This window comes from Bradyrhizobium sp. CCBAU 51745 (genome assembly GCF_028128715.1).
Lineage (GTDB): Bacteria > Pseudomonadota > Alphaproteobacteria > Rhizobiales > Xanthobacteraceae > Bradyrhizobium > Bradyrhizobium manausense.
On sequence record NZ_LBJP01000008.1, the window covers coordinates 222,757 to 238,270 of the forward strand.

At 63.6% G+C, this 15,514-nt stretch carries 13 protein-coding genes; 6 read left to right on the forward strand and 7 right to left on the reverse strand.

Annotation, left to right across the window (positions count from 1 at the left end):
• Positions 1–114: 114 nt before the first annotated feature.
• Complete coding sequence (locus XH98_RS11805; RefSeq protein WP_271618685.1) at positions 115–1,077, reverse strand: helix-turn-helix domain-containing protein; 963 nt, start codon at positions 1,075–1,077, stop codon at positions 115–117.
• 178 nt (positions 1,078–1,255) lie between these two features.
• Here XH98_RS11805 and XH98_RS11810 point away from each other — a divergent pair, with 178 nt between their 5' ends.
• Positions 1,256–2,776 carry a caspase family protein gene (locus tag XH98_RS11810; RefSeq protein ID WP_271618686.1) on the forward strand — a complete coding sequence of 507 codons (1,521 nt, stop codon included), beginning with the start codon at positions 1,256–1,258 and terminating at the stop codon, positions 2,774–2,776.
• Here the strand turns inward: XH98_RS11810 and XH98_RS11815 are convergent.
• Positions 2,773–4,374, reverse strand: coding sequence for a M81 family metallopeptidase (locus XH98_RS11815; RefSeq protein WP_271618687.1), 1,602 nt, complete (start codon positions 4,372–4,374; stop codon positions 2,773–2,775). The genes XH98_RS11810 and XH98_RS11815 overlap by 4 nt on opposite strands.
• Positions 4,375–4,385: 11 nt before the next feature.
• Entirely contained in the window at positions 4,386–5,726 is a 1,341-nt protein-coding gene (locus XH98_RS11820; RefSeq protein ID WP_271618688.1) for an MFS transporter, read from the reverse strand.
• Between the two features lie 101 nt (positions 5,727–5,827).
• Here XH98_RS11820 and XH98_RS11825 point away from each other — a divergent pair, with 101 nt between their 5' ends.
• The 4 genes from XH98_RS11825 to XH98_RS11840 all read left to right on the forward strand — a co-directional run bounded on the left by XH98_RS11825 (position 5,828) and on the right by XH98_RS11840 (position 10,213).
• Complete coding sequence (locus tag XH98_RS11825; protein WP_271618689.1) at positions 5,828–6,742, forward strand: LysR family transcriptional regulator; 915 nt, start codon at positions 5,828–5,830, stop codon at positions 6,740–6,742.
• A gap of 69 nt (positions 6,743–6,811) precedes the next feature.
• Positions 6,812–8,059: an FAD-dependent oxidoreductase gene (locus XH98_RS11830; protein ID WP_271618690.1), complete on the forward strand. Its 1,248-nt coding sequence runs from the start codon at positions 6,812–6,814 to the stop codon at positions 8,057–8,059.
• 180 nt (positions 8,060–8,239) lie between these two features.
• The gene (locus XH98_RS11835) at positions 8,240–9,010 is read left to right on the forward strand and encodes an outer membrane protein (RefSeq protein ID WP_271602853.1); all 771 of its coding nucleotides are present in this window, start codon (positions 8,240–8,242) and stop codon (positions 9,008–9,010) included.
• 396 nt (positions 9,011–9,406) lie between these two features.
• Complete coding sequence (locus tag XH98_RS11840; RefSeq protein WP_271602852.1) at positions 9,407–10,213, forward strand: outer membrane protein; 807 nt, start codon at positions 9,407–9,409, stop codon at positions 10,211–10,213.
• Between the two features lie 67 nt (positions 10,214–10,280).
• On the opposite strand, the gene XH98_RS11845 is transcribed toward XH98_RS11840, so the two are convergent.
• Both XH98_RS11845 and XH98_RS11850 read right to left on the reverse strand, forming a co-directional pair.
• Positions 10,281–11,051: an SDR family NAD(P)-dependent oxidoreductase gene (locus XH98_RS11845; RefSeq protein WP_271618691.1), complete on the reverse strand. Its 771-nt coding sequence runs from the start codon at positions 11,049–11,051 to the stop codon at positions 10,281–10,283.
• Positions 11,052–11,072: 21 nt separating this feature from the next.
• The gene (locus XH98_RS11850; protein ID WP_057745043.1) at positions 11,073–11,258 is read right to left on the reverse strand and encodes a hypothetical protein; all 186 of its coding nucleotides are present in this window, start codon (positions 11,256–11,258) and stop codon (positions 11,073–11,075) included.
• 141 nt (positions 11,259–11,399) lie between these two features.
• On the opposite strand from XH98_RS11850, the gene XH98_RS11855 reads away from it, so the two are divergent.
• Positions 11,400–12,050 carry a hypothetical protein gene (locus XH98_RS11855; RefSeq protein WP_271618692.1) on the forward strand — a complete coding sequence of 217 codons (651 nt, stop codon included), beginning with the start codon at positions 11,400–11,402 and terminating at the stop codon, positions 12,048–12,050.
• 63 nt (positions 12,051–12,113) lie between these two features.
• Here the strand turns inward: XH98_RS11855 and XH98_RS11860 are convergent, their stop codons facing one another.
• Complete coding sequence (locus XH98_RS11860; RefSeq protein WP_271602849.1) at positions 12,114–12,899, reverse strand: outer membrane protein; 786 nt, start codon at positions 12,897–12,899, stop codon at positions 12,114–12,116.
• A 421-nt stretch (positions 12,900–13,320) separates the two neighbouring features.
• Positions 13,321–15,369, reverse strand: a complete 2,049-nt coding sequence (parE, locus tag XH98_RS11865) for a DNA topoisomerase IV subunit B (protein WP_271618693.1) — start codon at positions 15,367–15,369, stop codon at positions 13,321–13,323.
• Between the last annotated feature and the right edge of the window lie 145 nt (positions 15,370–15,514).

The following is a 15,514-nucleotide window of genomic DNA, read 5'->3' on the forward strand; positions in this document are numbered from 1 at the left end:
GCGGAATCGACCAAAGTCAATGGAGCAGACGCGGGAAGGTCCTAAAAACCCTAAGGTTTTTGCCCAAATAGCGGGCGCGGCTCGGCTTTTCGGCTGCGGCAGCCGACGGGGTGGTTAACGGCCTCCTGTGGCGCGGGCGCGGAAATCACCGGGCGCCATGCCATAGGCGGCGTTGAAGACGCGGTAATAGGTTGCCAGGCTCTCGAAACCGCAGGCGGCGGCGATGTCGGCGATCAGCCGGTCCGGCGCTTCGCGCATCAGCTGGCGGCTTCTTTTCAGCCGTTCCTCCGTCACGGTCTGCCAGAAGCTGCGCTCTGCAACCTCGAACAGCATATGCAGATGGCGCACCGAGACGCCGAGCAGGTCGGCCACCCGTGAAGGCGCCAGATCCGGGTCCTGCAAATGGCGCGCGATCAGGCGCCGCGCCAGCGACAGGCGGGCGGTCCGGAGCGCCGCCTGTCCGCGCCGGCTGCCCGGCCTGACGATGCCGCGCTCGATCAGTGCCAGATGCCCGAGCGCCTGCACCAGCGGTGCGGCGTCGGCCGAGCCCTCAATCGCGGCCGCCTCGCCGAGATCAGCGAAACAGGCATCGAGCAGGAGCGCCAGCGTGGCATCGTTGAACGTCTTGGGCGCAAGCTCGCGCATGCGCCTGTCCTGTGTCGCAAGGCCGCTGACGGGGATCTTCAGGATGCGCAGATGAAAGCCTGAAACGCCCAGCGGCCGGGTGCGGTAGGGCAGGTCGGTGTGGCTGGTGGCAAAGCTGCCATTGGCAATGGCGAAATCGCTCGAGCGCATGCCGCCGAACCAGCCGCCGCCGCCAAGCTGCTGGTAGACGCAGATGCTGTCGCTCGGCGCGTTGTTGATGTCGGACGGGCTCCGTTCGACCGCATAGGACGAGGCCTTCAGCTCGACGAGGCCGCCGGGGCCGACCTGGCTCAGCGAGAATTCCCCGTAAAACCCCGTGCGCTGCTCGCGCTCGAGCTCAGCGGTGACTCCGAACAGACCTTTTGCGCGCACCTCGCGCCAATAGTCGAAGCGGTCCTGAGGTTCGACTTCGTCGGTACACCAGCGATACACGGCAGCCCTCACTCGCGCGCAATTGCCAAGAAGAAGCAGATTCCAGCAGAATCTGCCATAGGCCAGAGGATGGGACCGCGCCGATGGACTGGTTGAACCGCGGCCGTGGCTGGACCGACTATCAGAGCAAAGGCGCAAGGGGCCCGACCAGAGCCATGCTGCAAGGGGGAATGTTAACATGACGCGTCGGCTTCTGAGAATTCTGGTGGCCCTTGGTGTGGCGGCGAGCCTCACAGGGGTGGCAAGCGTTGCACATGCCGAAAAGCGCGTCGCGCTCGTGATCGGCAACAACGACTACAAGAACGTGCCGAAGCTCGTGAAGGCCGTCAACGACGCCCGCACCATGGGCGACACGCTGAAGCAGCTCGGCTTCCAGGTGATGGTCGCCGAGAACCAGAACCGTCAGCAATTCACCGAGACGCTGCTCGCCTTCGACCGGGCGATCGAGCCGGGCGACACCGCGTTCTTCTTCTATGCCGGCCACGGATTCGAGATCGCGGGCCAGAACTATCTGTTGCCGACCGACGTGCCGGCGGCGACCGAGGGCCAGGAAGAGCTGGTGCGCGACGCCTCCATTCTCGCCGACCGTGTCGTCGAGCGTCTCCAGAACAAGAAGGCGCGTACCTCGATCCTGGTGTTCGACGCCTGCCGCAACAATCCGTTCGAGCGCGCAGGCACGCGCGCGGTGGCCGGCGGCGGGGGGCTCGCGCCGATGACGCAGCTGCCTGAAGGCGTGTTCTCGGTGTTCTCGGCCGGCCCGCGCCAGACCGCGCTCGATCGTCTCTCCAACGACGATGCCAATCCCAACTCGGTGTTCACGCGCACCTTCGCCAAGGAGCTGCTCCAGCCCGGCGAGAACCTCGTGCAGGTCGCGCAGCACACGCGCCGTCTGGTCAGCGAGATGGCCGACACCGTCAGGCACAAGCAGGTGCCTGTCTATTTCGACCAGATGGTCGACGACGTCTTCCTCAGCGGCGCGGCGAAGGATGCGGCGGCCGCGGCGCGGCCCGCCGATCCGCCACCGCAAAAACTCGCCGCGCTGCCGCCGGTGTCGGTGCCGCGCGTGCCGAAGGAAGAAAGCACCAATGCGCCGATCGCGAGCTTCTCCCGGCACAATGGCGGCTGGAGCGTGACGTTCTCCTTCGCCGATCCCACCATTGGAATTTCATGGCGCATGGCCGGCAACGGGGATTTCCGCGAGACCGGCTTCATCGATACGCTCGACCCTCGTACCCGCAAGCGGATGCCGAACCCCTCGATCGAGCTGCCGACGGATGCGCAGGCCGGCACCATCGAGGTCCGCTACGTCGATGCTTCCGGCGAGATGCAGGGGCCGTTCCCGATCAAGTTCGATCCCGAGGCGGCGCTGATCCGCGACCAGCGCAAGATCCTCGACATGACCGCGACGAGCTGGCTGTCGTTCCGGCAGTTCAATGGGCTCCTGGTTTATTATTCCCACCTGGTGTCGTACCGCTGCGCGATCCGCGAGGCGCGCATCGGCATCGACACGGCGGTGCCGGACAGGGTGCTGAAGCTGCCGCCTTGCGATCTCCGCGATCCCTCGGCCATCACCGCCGGCATGCTGCTCTATGAGAAACTGCCGCCCGCGACGCAGTTCATGTCGGTCGAATTGACCTACCGTGACGGCAGCGTGTCGGAGGTCAAGAGTTTCCGCACGGCGAACCGCAGCAACAATTAAGCGGTTCGGTTTGATCGGTGAGGCGGCTTTGACTTCTGCCGATCCTCCGTCGCACGGTGCGTTGAAGTTTCGGGAGCGAGAGGAAATACGCGAAGCGTATCCAGGCGCTCGTAGGGCAGGAGCCGGAGGTCGGCGACGCCGTGGTCGGGCGTATCCACGATCAGGATTTCCTCCGCCAAACCTTGGTAGAAGGCGCGGAAATGGGTCTTGGAACGAAGCACGATGATGTCGAAGTCTTCAGGGCGCAACCCGAACACGCCGAATGCATCACCATCGACCGCGAACGCAAAGGCGCTAACGACGCTCACCGATACGCCATCGACGTCGAGCAAGGCCGTCATTCCGAGGTCGACGGGCATGCCATGCATGTAGCACCCCGACACGCGGTATGACTTGGGGCCAGCCCACAGCACGCGTGCGATCACGTCCAAGGTCGGTCCCGCCTTCTCCGAGCTGTGGCCGCCAAGCTGAAGCTTCACCATCGCGCCAACACCGGCATCGAACGCCCTCTGCGCCGCGGCCGCATCCCAGAGGAATGGCACGGCAGCCCTTGCGACGCGGCGCTTCAGCAGCTCCGCCAGCAGGTACGTGGAATCGTTCATTCGGTCCGCGTGCTCGACCAGCACGTATGGACGTCCCTTTGCCTCGCGCCGTGTGAGGCCTGCACACGCCCGGGAGACCGCTGACTCTGCGGTGTAGACGTCGAAGGGCCTGTAAAGCGCGTGCCGTTCGCGCCAGACCCGCTCCGAAAGATGGTCCGCGATCCTCTGAGCGCGCGCGGGGTCGCTGTCCGTGACGCACAGCGCAGAGAAGCCCGCATTGTGCGCGTCCGCGTAGGAAAAGCCCGCCATCAGCGAAATGTCGGTGTAATGCTGGCTGTCGTGTTCGATCCGTTGTCCTTCCTCGATAATGTCCGCCAGGGGGCGCAGCGCGGTCGCACTGAAGATCGACGGAACGAGCACGCCCGGCTTAGCGATTGCCCATGCCGGTGAAATCTCTCCCCGCAGCGTGCGCAGCATGCAGAGGGCGGCCCGGCGTCCCGTGTCACCCGTGTCCGTGTGCGGCGATTTCCGATAGGCGAACGCCGCGGTCGCGTTCTTCAACGTGTCCGCGTCGATGTTGCCATGGTAGTCCAGGGCGACGATCAAGGGTTTGTCTTTCCCCAAGACGCCACGCACCGTGTCGATGATGAATCGCTCAGGGTCTGGATAGGATGCCGTCCAGCACGCGCCGTGGAGGAAGAGCAGCACGCCATCCAAGTCCGGGAGTGCGCGGACACTGACTGCCATCTCGTCCGCATAGCGTCTGACCGCCTCGTCGGTCGCAGGCCCGACGGCGCCGAGAGCCGTGTGGACGAGGGGGACCAGCTCCACGCTGTCCTGTTCGCAGACGTCGATGAAGCCGCCCATCACCGTGTTCGTGCCTCGGAGCTCTTCGACGATGCGATCCCCGCGCAAGGCCACCTGCTCGAAATCGTCCCAGGTCGAGGCGACCGGCAGAAAACTCACGGACTCAATATGAAATCCGGCGACAGCGATCCGAAACGGCTTGCGCGGGCGAGGGTCGGGAAGACCGGGAATTGGAGCCTTGTAGAGCACTACGACACCTCCTAGGCCGAGACGACAGGCCGGGCCATCAGGCGCCGCGGAATCGCAAAGATCAGTCCGGCCGCGGCGAATAGCCCGATCGCCAGCAGCGACACGCCGGCCGTATTGCTGCCAGTCAGCTGACCGAGAAGGCCCAGGATCGTCGGACCGGCAAATCCGGCAATGGCCGCCCCGATATTCACCAGTCCGGCACCGCTGGCCGCAGCGGTCCCGGCAAGCACGCGCGATGGCAGGCTCCAGAACATGGCGAGCGTGCACTGGATGCCGGAGATGCCGACGGTCAGGCACAAGAGGGAGAGCGCCGGCACGTCTCGCATTGTCACACTTGCGACCAGGGCGACTCCGCCAGCGATCAGGGGCAGCGCGGTATGCCAGAGCCTCTCGCCGGTCTTGACCGAGTGGAACGAATTGACCAGCATGGCGCAGGCGGCGATGAAATAGGGTAGGGCGGTTACGACGCCGATCTGGAAGTTCGTCAGCCCGCCGATTGACTTGATCATGCTCGGCATCCAGAACACGAGGCCGTAATTGCCGAGGTTGTAGAGAAACGTTGTCGCGAACAGAATCCAGAGCGTCGGCTCACGCAATGCAGGTAACAAGCTCGTTTGTTTGTCCCGGGATTCCTGGGTGAGCTCCCGCAGCACCAAAGCCTTCTCGCCGGGTGTCAACCATTCGACACCGTCCGGTCGTTCGACAATCGCTTTGGTCGCGAACAGCCCGAGCAATATCGCCGGCAGCCCTTCGAGCAGGAACATCCATTGCCAACCCTTCAGGCCGTAGCCGCCGTGGGTCGCATCCATGATCCAACCCGACATCGGGCCGCCGACGATCACCCCGAGCGGCAGGGCGAGGAACAGCAGGGACATCACCTTGCTTAGCCTGTAGGAGGGAAACCAGAGGCTGAAGCAGGCGATCACGGCCGGGAAGAAGGCGGCCTCCGTGACACCGAGCAGGAATCGAAGCGCGTAGAAGCTGGCCTCGTCTCGGGTCAGCAGCGTCGCCACGGAGACGAGCCCCCATGCGATCATCGATCCCGCGATGCACTTCCTGGGGCCGTGGAGCTGAACCAGATAGCCCGCGGGCACCTGGAGCAGGAGATATCCGATGAAGAACAAGCCTGCACCGAGGCCATAGGCGGCCTCGCTCAGACTGAGGTCGTGGACCATGCCGAGCTTGGCAAATCCGACGTTCACCCGGTCCAGATAGCCAAAGAAATAACAGACCAGAATGAACGGAACGATACGAAGCACGATCTTCCGATATGTGGCATCGGCCTCGGTCACATCGGATGATGCGGCCGCCACAATCGGCATTGACGAGGCAAGTTGCTGCTGGGTGGGCATCGGTGCTACCTGTTCCCTTTGGTTCGGCTATCCCGGGGATCGTAGGAACCGTCATCATTGAGGTCCAATGCGGGTTCGCTTGCGACTGATGAGAGCGCCGCATGAAAGTCGAGAACGCTGAACTCGAGGCCTTCGTGATCGCGGCAGAGCTGCTGAATTTCCAGCGCGCCGCCGAGAAGCTTCATCTCACCCAGCCCGGTCTGTCGCGCCGGATCCAGAAGCTGGAGCAGACGCTGGGTGTCGAACTGTTCAGCCGCACCACGAGGTCGGTGGTCCTCACCGGGGCCGGACGCCACTTCCTTCCAATGGCTCGCCAGCAGATCAACAACCTGAACGGAATGCTGGATTCGATCCGCGAGGTCGCTGAGAAGCGCTTTGGCAAGATACGGGTGGCCAGCATCCCTACCGTGGTCTGCCAGGCCTTTCCGTCCTTGCTGAAGACGTTCAGCGGGCGTCATCCAAACGTCGGTGTGCAGGTCTTCGACGGCAATCAGGACTTTGTCGTTCGCCACGTATTGTCGGGCTTGGCCGAATTCGGGATCGGCGTTGACCCGGGAGAAGATCCGGATCTCACGTTCACGCCGTTGCTGGCTGATCGCTTCGTTCTGGCCATGCACAAGGATGACACGCTCGCCGCTCGCCAGGAGATCACGCTGCAAGAGCTTCAGGCTACGGCAAAGGTTCGGCTCGTCATCGGCGGGCGCGACAGCGGCAACCGGCTCCTGCTGGAGGTATTGCTCGGAAATGCCGCCCTGAAGCTGCGATGGTTTTACGAAGTCGAACACGTCTCCTGCATCCTCGGATTGCTGGAAGCGGGTGTCGGCTGCGCGATCCTGCCGGCGACGGCGCTGCCGACAAGCTCCGGCTCCCACATCCGGGCCATTCCGATCGCTGCGCCCGAGATCAAGCGGACCGTGGGCGTCGTTCGGCACCGGTCCTTGAGCATTTCACCGATGGCCAGCGAGTTCCTCGATCTGGTGACCCGTCATCTTGGTTCCGGCACGGTGAGCCAATGAACGCGGGTAGCGATGTAAATTGGTGCTGTTATCCTGTTTACGGATCCACTTGCCAGTGAGGTCAGGATCATGGCGGCAGCGACCTCGGATCAATCCGCATCACGTTCCATAAAAGTCCGTTGCTGCATCGTTGGCGGCGGACCTGCGGGCATGATGCTCGGCTATCTGCTGGGACGCGCCGGCATCGACGTCGTGGTGCTGGAGAAACATGCTGATTTCTTCCGCGACTTTCGCGGCGACACCGTGCATCCCTCGACACTTCAGGTGATGGATGAACTCGGCCTCATCGACGGCTTCCTCAAGCTGCCGCATCAGCGCCTGCAGAAGATGGACGGCCTGTTCGGTGGCACCAAGGTGCGGATCGCCGATCTCAGCCGGCTGAACACGAAATACCCTTTCATCGCCTTCATGCCGCAATGGGACTTTCTCAATTTCCTGCGCGAGGCCGGCAAGCGTTTCTCCTCGCTCGAAGTGCTGATGAGCACGGAGGCTGTCGACCTGATCCGGCGGGGCGAGACCATCGCCGGCGTCCGCGCAACGACGCCCGACGGTGACGTCGACATCGAGGCCGATCTCACCATCGCCTGCGACGGCCGGCACTCGACGGTGCGCGAGCGCGCAGGCCTTGCCGTCGAGGAGATCGGGGCGCCGATGGACGTGCTCTGGTTCCGCGCGGGCCGCAGGCCGGACGAAGCCGAGAACCTGTTTGCGCGCATCGAGCCCGGCAAGATGATGGTCACCTTCGACCGCGGCGATTATTGGCAATGCGCCTATGTCATCGCCAAGGGACAGTATGATGCGGTGAAGGCGAGGGGACTGGGGGCGCTGCTCGACGATGTCGTGCGCATGGCGCCGGTCCTCAGGCACGGCATCGCCGACGTCAAGAGCTTCGATGACGTGAAGCTGCTGACGGTCGCGATCAACCGTCTGAGCCACTGGACGCGACCCGGGCTGCTTTGCATCGGTGACGCCGCGCATGCGATGTCGCCAGTCGGCGGCGTCGGCGTCAATCTGGCCGTGCAGGATGCGGTCGCGACCGCAAACCTGCTCGCCGAGAAGCTGATGCGGGGCTGTCCGTCCGAGGCTGAGCTCGATGCCGTCAGGCGTCGCCGCGAATTCCCGGTGAAGATGACCCAGGCGATGCAGGTGGTCGTGCAGAACAACATCGTCAGCAGCGCGCTGCAAGGCACAGGTCGGTCGTTCAAGGTGCCGCTGATCCTGCGCCTGATCTCCGCCTGGCCGTGGCTCCAGGGCATTCCCGCGCGTTTCATCGCCATCGGTGTGCGGCTCGAGCACGTGCATTCGCCGGCATCCTGACGCAGCGATTTGATAGGGATAACGCCGCGTTAAATTGCGGCGTCCGCGTTGCGCGCCAGCAACAGCGGTCCGGGATTCAAAGACCGCCAAATGCCAATCCGGCACCTTAACTTTGTTGATTCAAATTTGAGTAAGAACTTGCGTGTGAGCGTGCGCCCATCAAAGGACACGGGATGTACCATGCGTAACAAATTGATTGCCGCCTTCGCCTGCACGACCGCTCTGGTTTCGACCGGCGCTGCTTCCGCCGCCGATCTCGCCGCGCGTCCTTACACCAAGGCGCCTGCTTACATCGAGCCGTTGTTCAACTGGACCGGCTTCTATGTCGGTGGCCACATCGGTGGCGCCTGGACCAACGAGCAGTTCATCAACAACGGGACCGGCGCGCCGTTCGGCGACCTCGTTCCGGGCCAGGGCTATCGCCAGCGCGGCGCCGGCATCATGGGCGGTGCCCAGATCGGCTACAACTGGCAGGCCAATAACTACGTGTTCGGCATGGAGGGCACGATCTCCGGCCTCGACAACAAGGGCACCGTCGTGAACACCGCGTTCGGTGCGGGCGATGACGTCTTCACCTGGCGTACGAACGTTCTCGCGACCGTCGTCGGCCGCGCCGGCTTCGCCGTTCAGAACAACCTGTTCTACGTCAAGGGCGGCTATGCCGGCGTGAACAACCGTCTCAACGTCAGCGACACCGTCGGCGTGGCTCAGGGCTCGGGCGGCCAGACTCACTGGGCCAACGGCTGGACTGTCGGCGCCGGCTGGGAATACGGCATCACCCGCAACTGGATCGTCGGCCTCGAGTACAATTACGCGGCCTTCGGCAGCCAGACCTATCAGCTCGGCGGCCTGTCCGGAAACTACACCTTCGACGCCAAGCCGCGCGACATCCAGTGGGCGGTCGTCCGCGCCAGCTACAAGTTCGACGCACCTGTGATCGCGCGCTACTGAAACCGAAAAAGAAAACGATCAGTGCCAGACTTCAAAGCCCCGGGCGTCGCCCGGGGCTTCTTTCTTTTGCGAACCAAAGCGCAAATCCCCGGGACCCGGGATCGGCTGACGCGTGCGATCTTTTTTCCCGAAGCGAAGAAGAGACGTCGCGCCCTACCTCGTGGGATTGACGCCAACAGGACTATGATCCTTTTGCGTGTATAGGTCGCTATGTCTGACCTTTGCGTGCGGAAAATGTCACTGTTTCGCGGATAAGTGCATGCAAGCGAGCGGGAACTGCAGATTGTGCCTCGCTGCCCGAGATGCGCTTTGTATAAATCGACTCAACGGAGCGTTCGCTCTTGCAGTTCTTCCAGGGGGGCATGGATGAAAAAGACATTTGCTTTGACAGCAGGAATGTCAATTCTGCTTGCGATTTCGGGCGCGGCGTCCGCCGCCGACATGGCGGTCAAAGCACCGCCGATGGTTCCGCCGCCGGTGTTCAACTGGACCGGTTTCTACATCGGGGGCTTCGTCGGCGGTGCGGTCGCAGACCGCGACGCATCCGCGAGCGAGCCGGCCAATGCCGCCGGTTTCTTCTACAACGGGACGGGGCTCAACACCCCCTATAGCCTCGGCGCGAGCTTCATCGGCGGCGGCACGATCGGCTACAACTGGCAGAGGCCCGGCACCAACTTCGTGCTCGGTATCGAAGGCGAGGCCGGCTATCTTCACCTGAATGGGTCAAGGCAGGACGTCAACGCCGCTGCGTTTGGCCTCGCGCTTCCCGATAGTGTGAATACCACCCGCATCGGCGATGCCTATGGGGTGATCGCAGGGCGCGCCGGGTGGGCCGTCAACCAGGCATTGCTCTATGTCAAAGGTGGCGTCGCTTTCGTCGCCAACTCCTACAGCTTCAATGATTCCTGTGTCGGCGCTGGCCCGCCCGGCTGCGGCGGTGGCGCGCTCATCACCCGCCACAGTGACACGCAGGTGACCTACGCGGTCGGAGCTGGTGTCGAGTATGCCTTCAACACCAATTGGTCCATCAAGGGCGAGTATCTCTATCTCGGTACGCAAAAGACATATACCCAGTCCGGCGTCCTCACCGCCGGAGGCGGCGTTGGGACCGTGTACACCAACAGCAACTCCGACCCAGGCGTTCACACGGGCAAGATCGGCGTCAATTATCGTTTCGGCGGCCCGGTGGTCGCAAGGTACTAGTCTCTCCGGAGTTGCGCTGCCTACGAAGCCCCGGCTGATGCCGGGGCTTTTGTCGTGAGAACGTTCGTTACGACATCACCGAGAAGCCGCCATCGACCGGGATCGCCGTGCCGGTGACGAAATTCGAGGCTGATGAGGCGAGGAACACGGCGATGCCCGCGAAGTCGTCGATGTCGCCCCAGCGTCCCGCGGGGGTGCGCGCGAGCACGCGCTCGTGCAGCCCTGAGACCTGCTGTCGCGCGCCGCGCGTGAGATCGGTGTCGATCCAGCCCGGCAGGATCGCGTTGACCTGGATGTTGTCGGGCGCCCAGGCGTTGGCGCAGGCGCGCGTGTACTGCACGATGCCGCCCTTGCTTGCCGCATAGGCGGTCGCGAAGCTCGCGCCGAAGATCGACATCATCGAGCCGATGTTGATGATCTTGCCGTTGCCCGATGCCTTCAGGGCCGGATAGGCCAGCTTCGAGCAGACGAAAGCGCTGGTGAGGTTGGTGTCGATCACCTTGTTCCACTCGTCGAGCTCGAGCTCGTGCGGCGGCTTGCGGATGCTCATGCCGGCATTGTTGATCAGGATGTCGATGCGGCCGAGATCTCTGACGACGCGGTCGATCATCGCCGCGACCGCGGCCTTGTCGGTCACGTCGGTGGTGACTGATATCGCCTTCACGCCGCGCGCCTTGAGATCGGCGACGGCCGCGGTCGATTTGGCTTCGTTGCGTCCGACCACGGCGATGTCGGCGCCGGCGTCGGCGAGCCCATGCGCAAGGCCGAGCCCGATGCCACCATTACCTCCTGTGACGATCGCGACCTTGCCGCGGAGATCGAACCGGTTGGATGTCATGCTTTTGCTTCCTGGTTTCTTTTATTGGTTGCTCTGCCAGATCAGGACCAGCCCGAAGCCGGCCATGGCCGCGCCGTAGCCAGCCCATTGCAGCTGGTTGATCATGAAGCTCGATCGCGGCCAGGCGAGGGTGCCCGTACCCTGTCCGATCCAGAGCAGCCCGACAGCGAGGGCAAACAGGCCTGCGACTAGCAGAATTCTGCGCATGGATTCCTCCCTGTCGGTCTGATTCTGTCGCGACCCCCGGCAGGAACGATCGCCGCCGGTCACGAAAACTTCCCGCAAGACTAGCCGTAGCTTCAGTTCGGATACAATGGCCGCGGACGCGAGACCGCGGGGAGGATGTCCGTGCGCAAGCTGATCTCGAGGCGCAGGGTGATTTCGGGCACGGCTGCTGCGGCCGTCCTTGTCGCTGCTTATGCCGGTATTCCGCGCCAAGCGGATCTGCGGGCTTTCGATCCGGCCGAAATGGCCCGGCTCGAGACCGCGATGTGGCGCGACTATTACGACAAGCGCTATGCCGCGCTGTTCTACCATCTCTACGCCTCGACGCGGACGCAGTTCGGCTTTTCTCTGCTTAGGAGCCTGCATATCGCGTTCAGTGCCGCCGAGGCGGCCAAGATGTTCCAGCCGACGCACTCACGACAGGAAGCCAATGCGGCGCTGCCGGCTCTCGTGGCCTACTATCGCGATTACGCGGCGGCCGCGCCCGTGGCGTTTGACGTGGGGCAGGCAGCCCGGCTCGAGCTCGATTGGTGGCAGGCGCGGCGGGAGGCGGTCGGTCCCCGTGACTACGGCCTGACCATCGCACGCGTGGCCGCGCTGACCTATGGCAAGAGCGTCGACGACGCAGGGATCAGGCACTTTGGGGTCACGCGGGCAGACGCCATGGCGTTCCGCGATGCAAAGGGCGAAGCTATCACCGAAGCCGATTGGGTCGCGATCGAAACCAAGCTCGTGGACGCCTACCAATCGTTGAAGGCGAGCGTTGCGCACTAGCAAGGCCCACAACGAAAAAGCCCCGGCGATGCCGGGGCTTTGACGCTCGATCGTGAGATCGGATCAGTACTTGGCGACGACCGGACCGGTCCAGTTGAAGCGGTAGACCAGCGAGGTCGAGATGGTCTGGTTCCAGCTGTTGGCGCGGATGCTGTTCACGCCGGTCGGCAGGTTGGTTGCGTCGACGATTTCGTCCCGGGTCTTCGCGTCGTAGAAGGCCGAGCGGTATTCGGTCTTCATGAACCAGCCGGGCGAGGAGATGCCGAAGATGTTCAGGCTGTTCTCGACGCCGCCGCCGACGAACCAGCCGTTGCGGTTGTAGCCGTTGAGGTGGAGGCCGGTCGGGCCGCCAGCCAGGTTGGTGAAGCTGGTGCTGCCGAAGTGGGCGCCCGAGTAACCGCCGTTGACGTAGGACAGAACGTTCGGCGCGACCAGCCAGCCGAGGCGAACGCCGGCGGCCCAGGAGTCTTCCAGCTTCTGGCGGCCGGTGAGGCCGAGGATCGGATCCTGCACCGTGCCGCGGATGCTGCCGAACTGACCGTCAGCGAACACGCCGGCGACCCAGGTGCTGTTGAACTGCCAGTCGTAGCCGAGACCGACGGTGCCGAACCAGCCCGAGCCACCCTGACGCTGGGTGATGGTGAGGGGGGTGCCGGTCGTCGTCGAGACGATGCTCTGGTCGGAGTTCGAGAGACCGCCGCCGGCGCCGCCGAAGACGTAGAAGCCGGTCCAGTTGGCAACCGGAGCAGCCATCGGGGCCTTCACGTAGGGACGGGCAGCCAGGTCGGCAGCGGAAGCCGAACCGGTCATCGCCGCAACCGCCGTCAGAGCGAGTGCAATCTTCTTCATGATTAAATCCCCAACCTTGGCAGGCGCGAGCGCACTGAAGTCCGTGTGATCTGATGCCCGGACTATAGACGGTTCTCGCCGAAATGCTGTTGCAGGGCAGGCACAGTCGCCGGAAAACGCCCGTCGACCAGGTTGCATGACGTCGTCATAGGAATCTAGAAAATATGAGCGATTTCATATGATTGCATGTGTTTTGAGATTCGTGGCCCGGGGTAGGTTTTCGTTAGGAGTTCGCCTTTGTCTGAAATGCAGGCAATCCTGCCTCAACCGTGGCGCTGCCTGGCCCCTATGAGTCGCTGGCTGAGTCGCACTCTCGGGAGACGGATCGCCGTGGTTGAATGACCGGGAAAGGCCGGTGCAGCGCCCCCAAAATGAAAAAGCCCCGGCCTGAGGCCGGGGCTTTTGAGAGGGAATCGTAGGGTCAGACGTCGAGCAGCTCGTCGCTGGCGAACTCGGCCTTGTCGGAGATGAAGGCAAAGCGCGCTTCGGCCTTGGTGCCCATGAGGCGCTCGACCGAATCCGCCGTGGTGTCGCGGTCATCAGGCAGCAGGACCACCTTGAGCAGCGTCCGCTTGCTCGGATCCATGGTGGTTTCCTTCAGCTGCGCCGGCATCATCTCGCCGAGGCCTTTGAAGCGGTTCACCTCGACCTTGGCGTTGGCGTTGAAGGCGGTCTTGATCAGCTCGTCCTTGTGCTTGTCGTCGCGCGCGTAAACCGACTTGTTGCCGTGGGTCAGCTTGTAGAGCGGCGGCACCGCGAGGAAGAGGTGGCCTTCGTCGATCAGCTTCGGCATCTGCCGGTAGAAGAAGGTGATCAGCAGCGAGGCGATATGCGCGCCGTCGACGTCGGCGTCGGTCATGATGATGATGCGCTGATAGCGCAGATCCTCTTCCCGATAGTGCAGAAGCTGTCCGCAGCCGATTGCCTGCACGAGATCGGAGAGCTGGGCGTTCGCGGTGAGCTTGTCCTTGCCGGCGGAGGCCACGTTGAGGATTTTTCCGCGCAAGGGCAGTACGGCTTGGGTCTTGCGGTCGCGCGCCTGCTTGGCGCTGCCACCGGCCGAGTCACCCTCGACGATGAAGAGCTCGGAGCCTTCGGTGCCGGCATCGGTGCAGTCGGCGAGCTTGCCGGGCAGGCGCAGCTTCTTGCCCGCCGTCTTGCGCGCCGTCTCCTTTTCCTGACGGCGACGCAGCCGCTCCTCGGCGCGGTCGATGACGAAGTCGAGCAGCCGGTTGGCCATGTTCGGATTGCCCGACAGCCAATGGTCGAACGGATCCTTCATCGCCTGTTCGACGATGCGCTGCGCTTCGGCAGTGGCGAGACGATCCTTGGTCTGGCCCTGGAATTCAGGCTCGCGCACGAACACCGAGAGCATCACAGCGGCGCCCACCATCACGTCTTCCGAGGTGATGGACGAGGCACGCTTGCCCTGGCCGACGCGCTCGGCGTGATCCTTCAGGCCACGCAGCAGCGCGCTGCGCAGGCCCGATTCATGCGTGCCGCCATCGGGCGTCGGCACGGTGTTGGTGTAGGACGACAGGAAGCCGTCGGCATCAGCGGTCCAGGCCACGGCCCATTCGCAGGCGCCGTGCGCGCCGTTGCGGCCTGACTTGCCGGAGAAGATATCGGGATGCACCAGCGTGTCGGCGTGGATCGCCGCGGCCAGATAATCCTTGAGGCCGCCGGGGAAATGGAAGGTTGCTTCCGCCGGCACGTCCTCGACGCCCTTGAGCAGCTCGGGCGCGCAATTCCAGCGGATCTCGACGCCGCCGAACAGATAGGCCTTCGAGCGCGTCATCTTGAACAGGCGCTGCGGCTTGAACGCGGCCTTAGGCCCGAAGATGTCCGTGTCCGGCTTGAAGCGAACGCGCGTGCCGCGGCGGTTGTTGATCTTGCCGAGATCCTCGAGCTTGCCCTTGGGGTGGCCGCGCTCGAAGCTCATGCGGTAGAGCTTCTGGCTGCGCGCGACCTCCACCTCGAGACGCGAGGAGAGGGCGTTCACCACGGAGATGCCGACGCCGTGCAGGCCGCCGGAGGTCTCGTAGACCTTGCTGTCGAACTTGCCGCCCGAATGCAGCGTGCACATGATGACTTCCAGTGCCGACTTCTTCGGGAACTTCGGGTGCGGATCGACCGGGATGCCGCGGCCGTTGTCGGTGACGGTGAGGAACCCGTCAGCGGAGAGTTCCACGCCAATGAAGGTTGCGTGCCCCGCCAGCGCCTCGTCCATGGAGTTGTCGATGACTTCGGCGAACAAATGATGCAGCGCCTTTTCGTCGGTGCCGCCGATATACATGCCAGGCCGGCGCCGCACCGGTTCCAGGCCCTCGAGCACCTCGATGTCAGCGGCCGTGTAATCGGCCTCGCCGCCACTGGCGCGCGGCGCGGCCTTCGCGGCGTTTGCGCGCCCCTTTGGCTCATTGCCCTCGAACAAATCGTCTTTGGTTTTCGTTTTCAACTGTTTGGACATATATCTTGATGTGTTTTGAGGGCCGCGGAGGCGGCGAATCGGTTGGCCTGACTATGCCACTTCTGGCTCCCAAAGGTCACCGTTGGGCAGGCCCGGCGCTGTGGGTGGGAGTTAATGCCGGCAATTTTACGCCGCAAGCTGGCCA

Coding starts and splice junctions, on each gene's coding strand:
- XH98_RS11810 (WP_271618686.1), top strand. CDS start 1,256: ATGACGCGTCGGCTTCTGAGAATTCTGGTGGCCCTTGGTGTGGCGGCG.
- XH98_RS11820 (WP_271618688.1), bottom strand. CDS start 5,726: ATGCCCACCCAGCAGCAACTTGCCTCGTCAATGCCGATTGTGGCGGCC.
- XH98_RS11825 (WP_271618689.1), top strand. CDS start 5,828: ATGAAAGTCGAGAACGCTGAACTCGAGGCCTTCGTGATCGCGGCAGAG.
- XH98_RS11830 (WP_271618690.1), top strand. CDS start 6,812: ATGGCGGCAGCGACCTCGGATCAATCCGCATCACGTTCCATAAAAGTC.
- XH98_RS11835 (WP_271602853.1), top strand. CDS start 8,240: ATGCGTAACAAATTGATTGCCGCCTTCGCCTGCACGACCGCTCTGGTT.
- XH98_RS11840 (WP_271602852.1), top strand. CDS start 9,407: ATGTCAATTCTGCTTGCGATTTCGGGCGCGGCGTCCGCCGCCGACATG.
- XH98_RS11845 (WP_271618691.1), bottom strand. CDS start 11,051: ATGACATCCAACCGGTTCGATCTCCGCGGCAAGGTCGCGATCGTCACA.
- XH98_RS11850 (WP_057745043.1), bottom strand. CDS start 11,258: ATGCGCAGAATTCTGCTAGTCGCAGGCCTGTTTGCCCTCGCTGTCGGG.
- XH98_RS11860 (WP_271602849.1), bottom strand. CDS start 12,899: ATGAAGAAGATTGCACTCGCTCTGACGGCGGTTGCGGCGATGACCGGT.
- parE (WP_271618693.1), bottom strand. CDS start 15,369: ATGTCCAAACAGTTGAAAACGAAAACCAAAGACGATTTGTTCGAGGGC.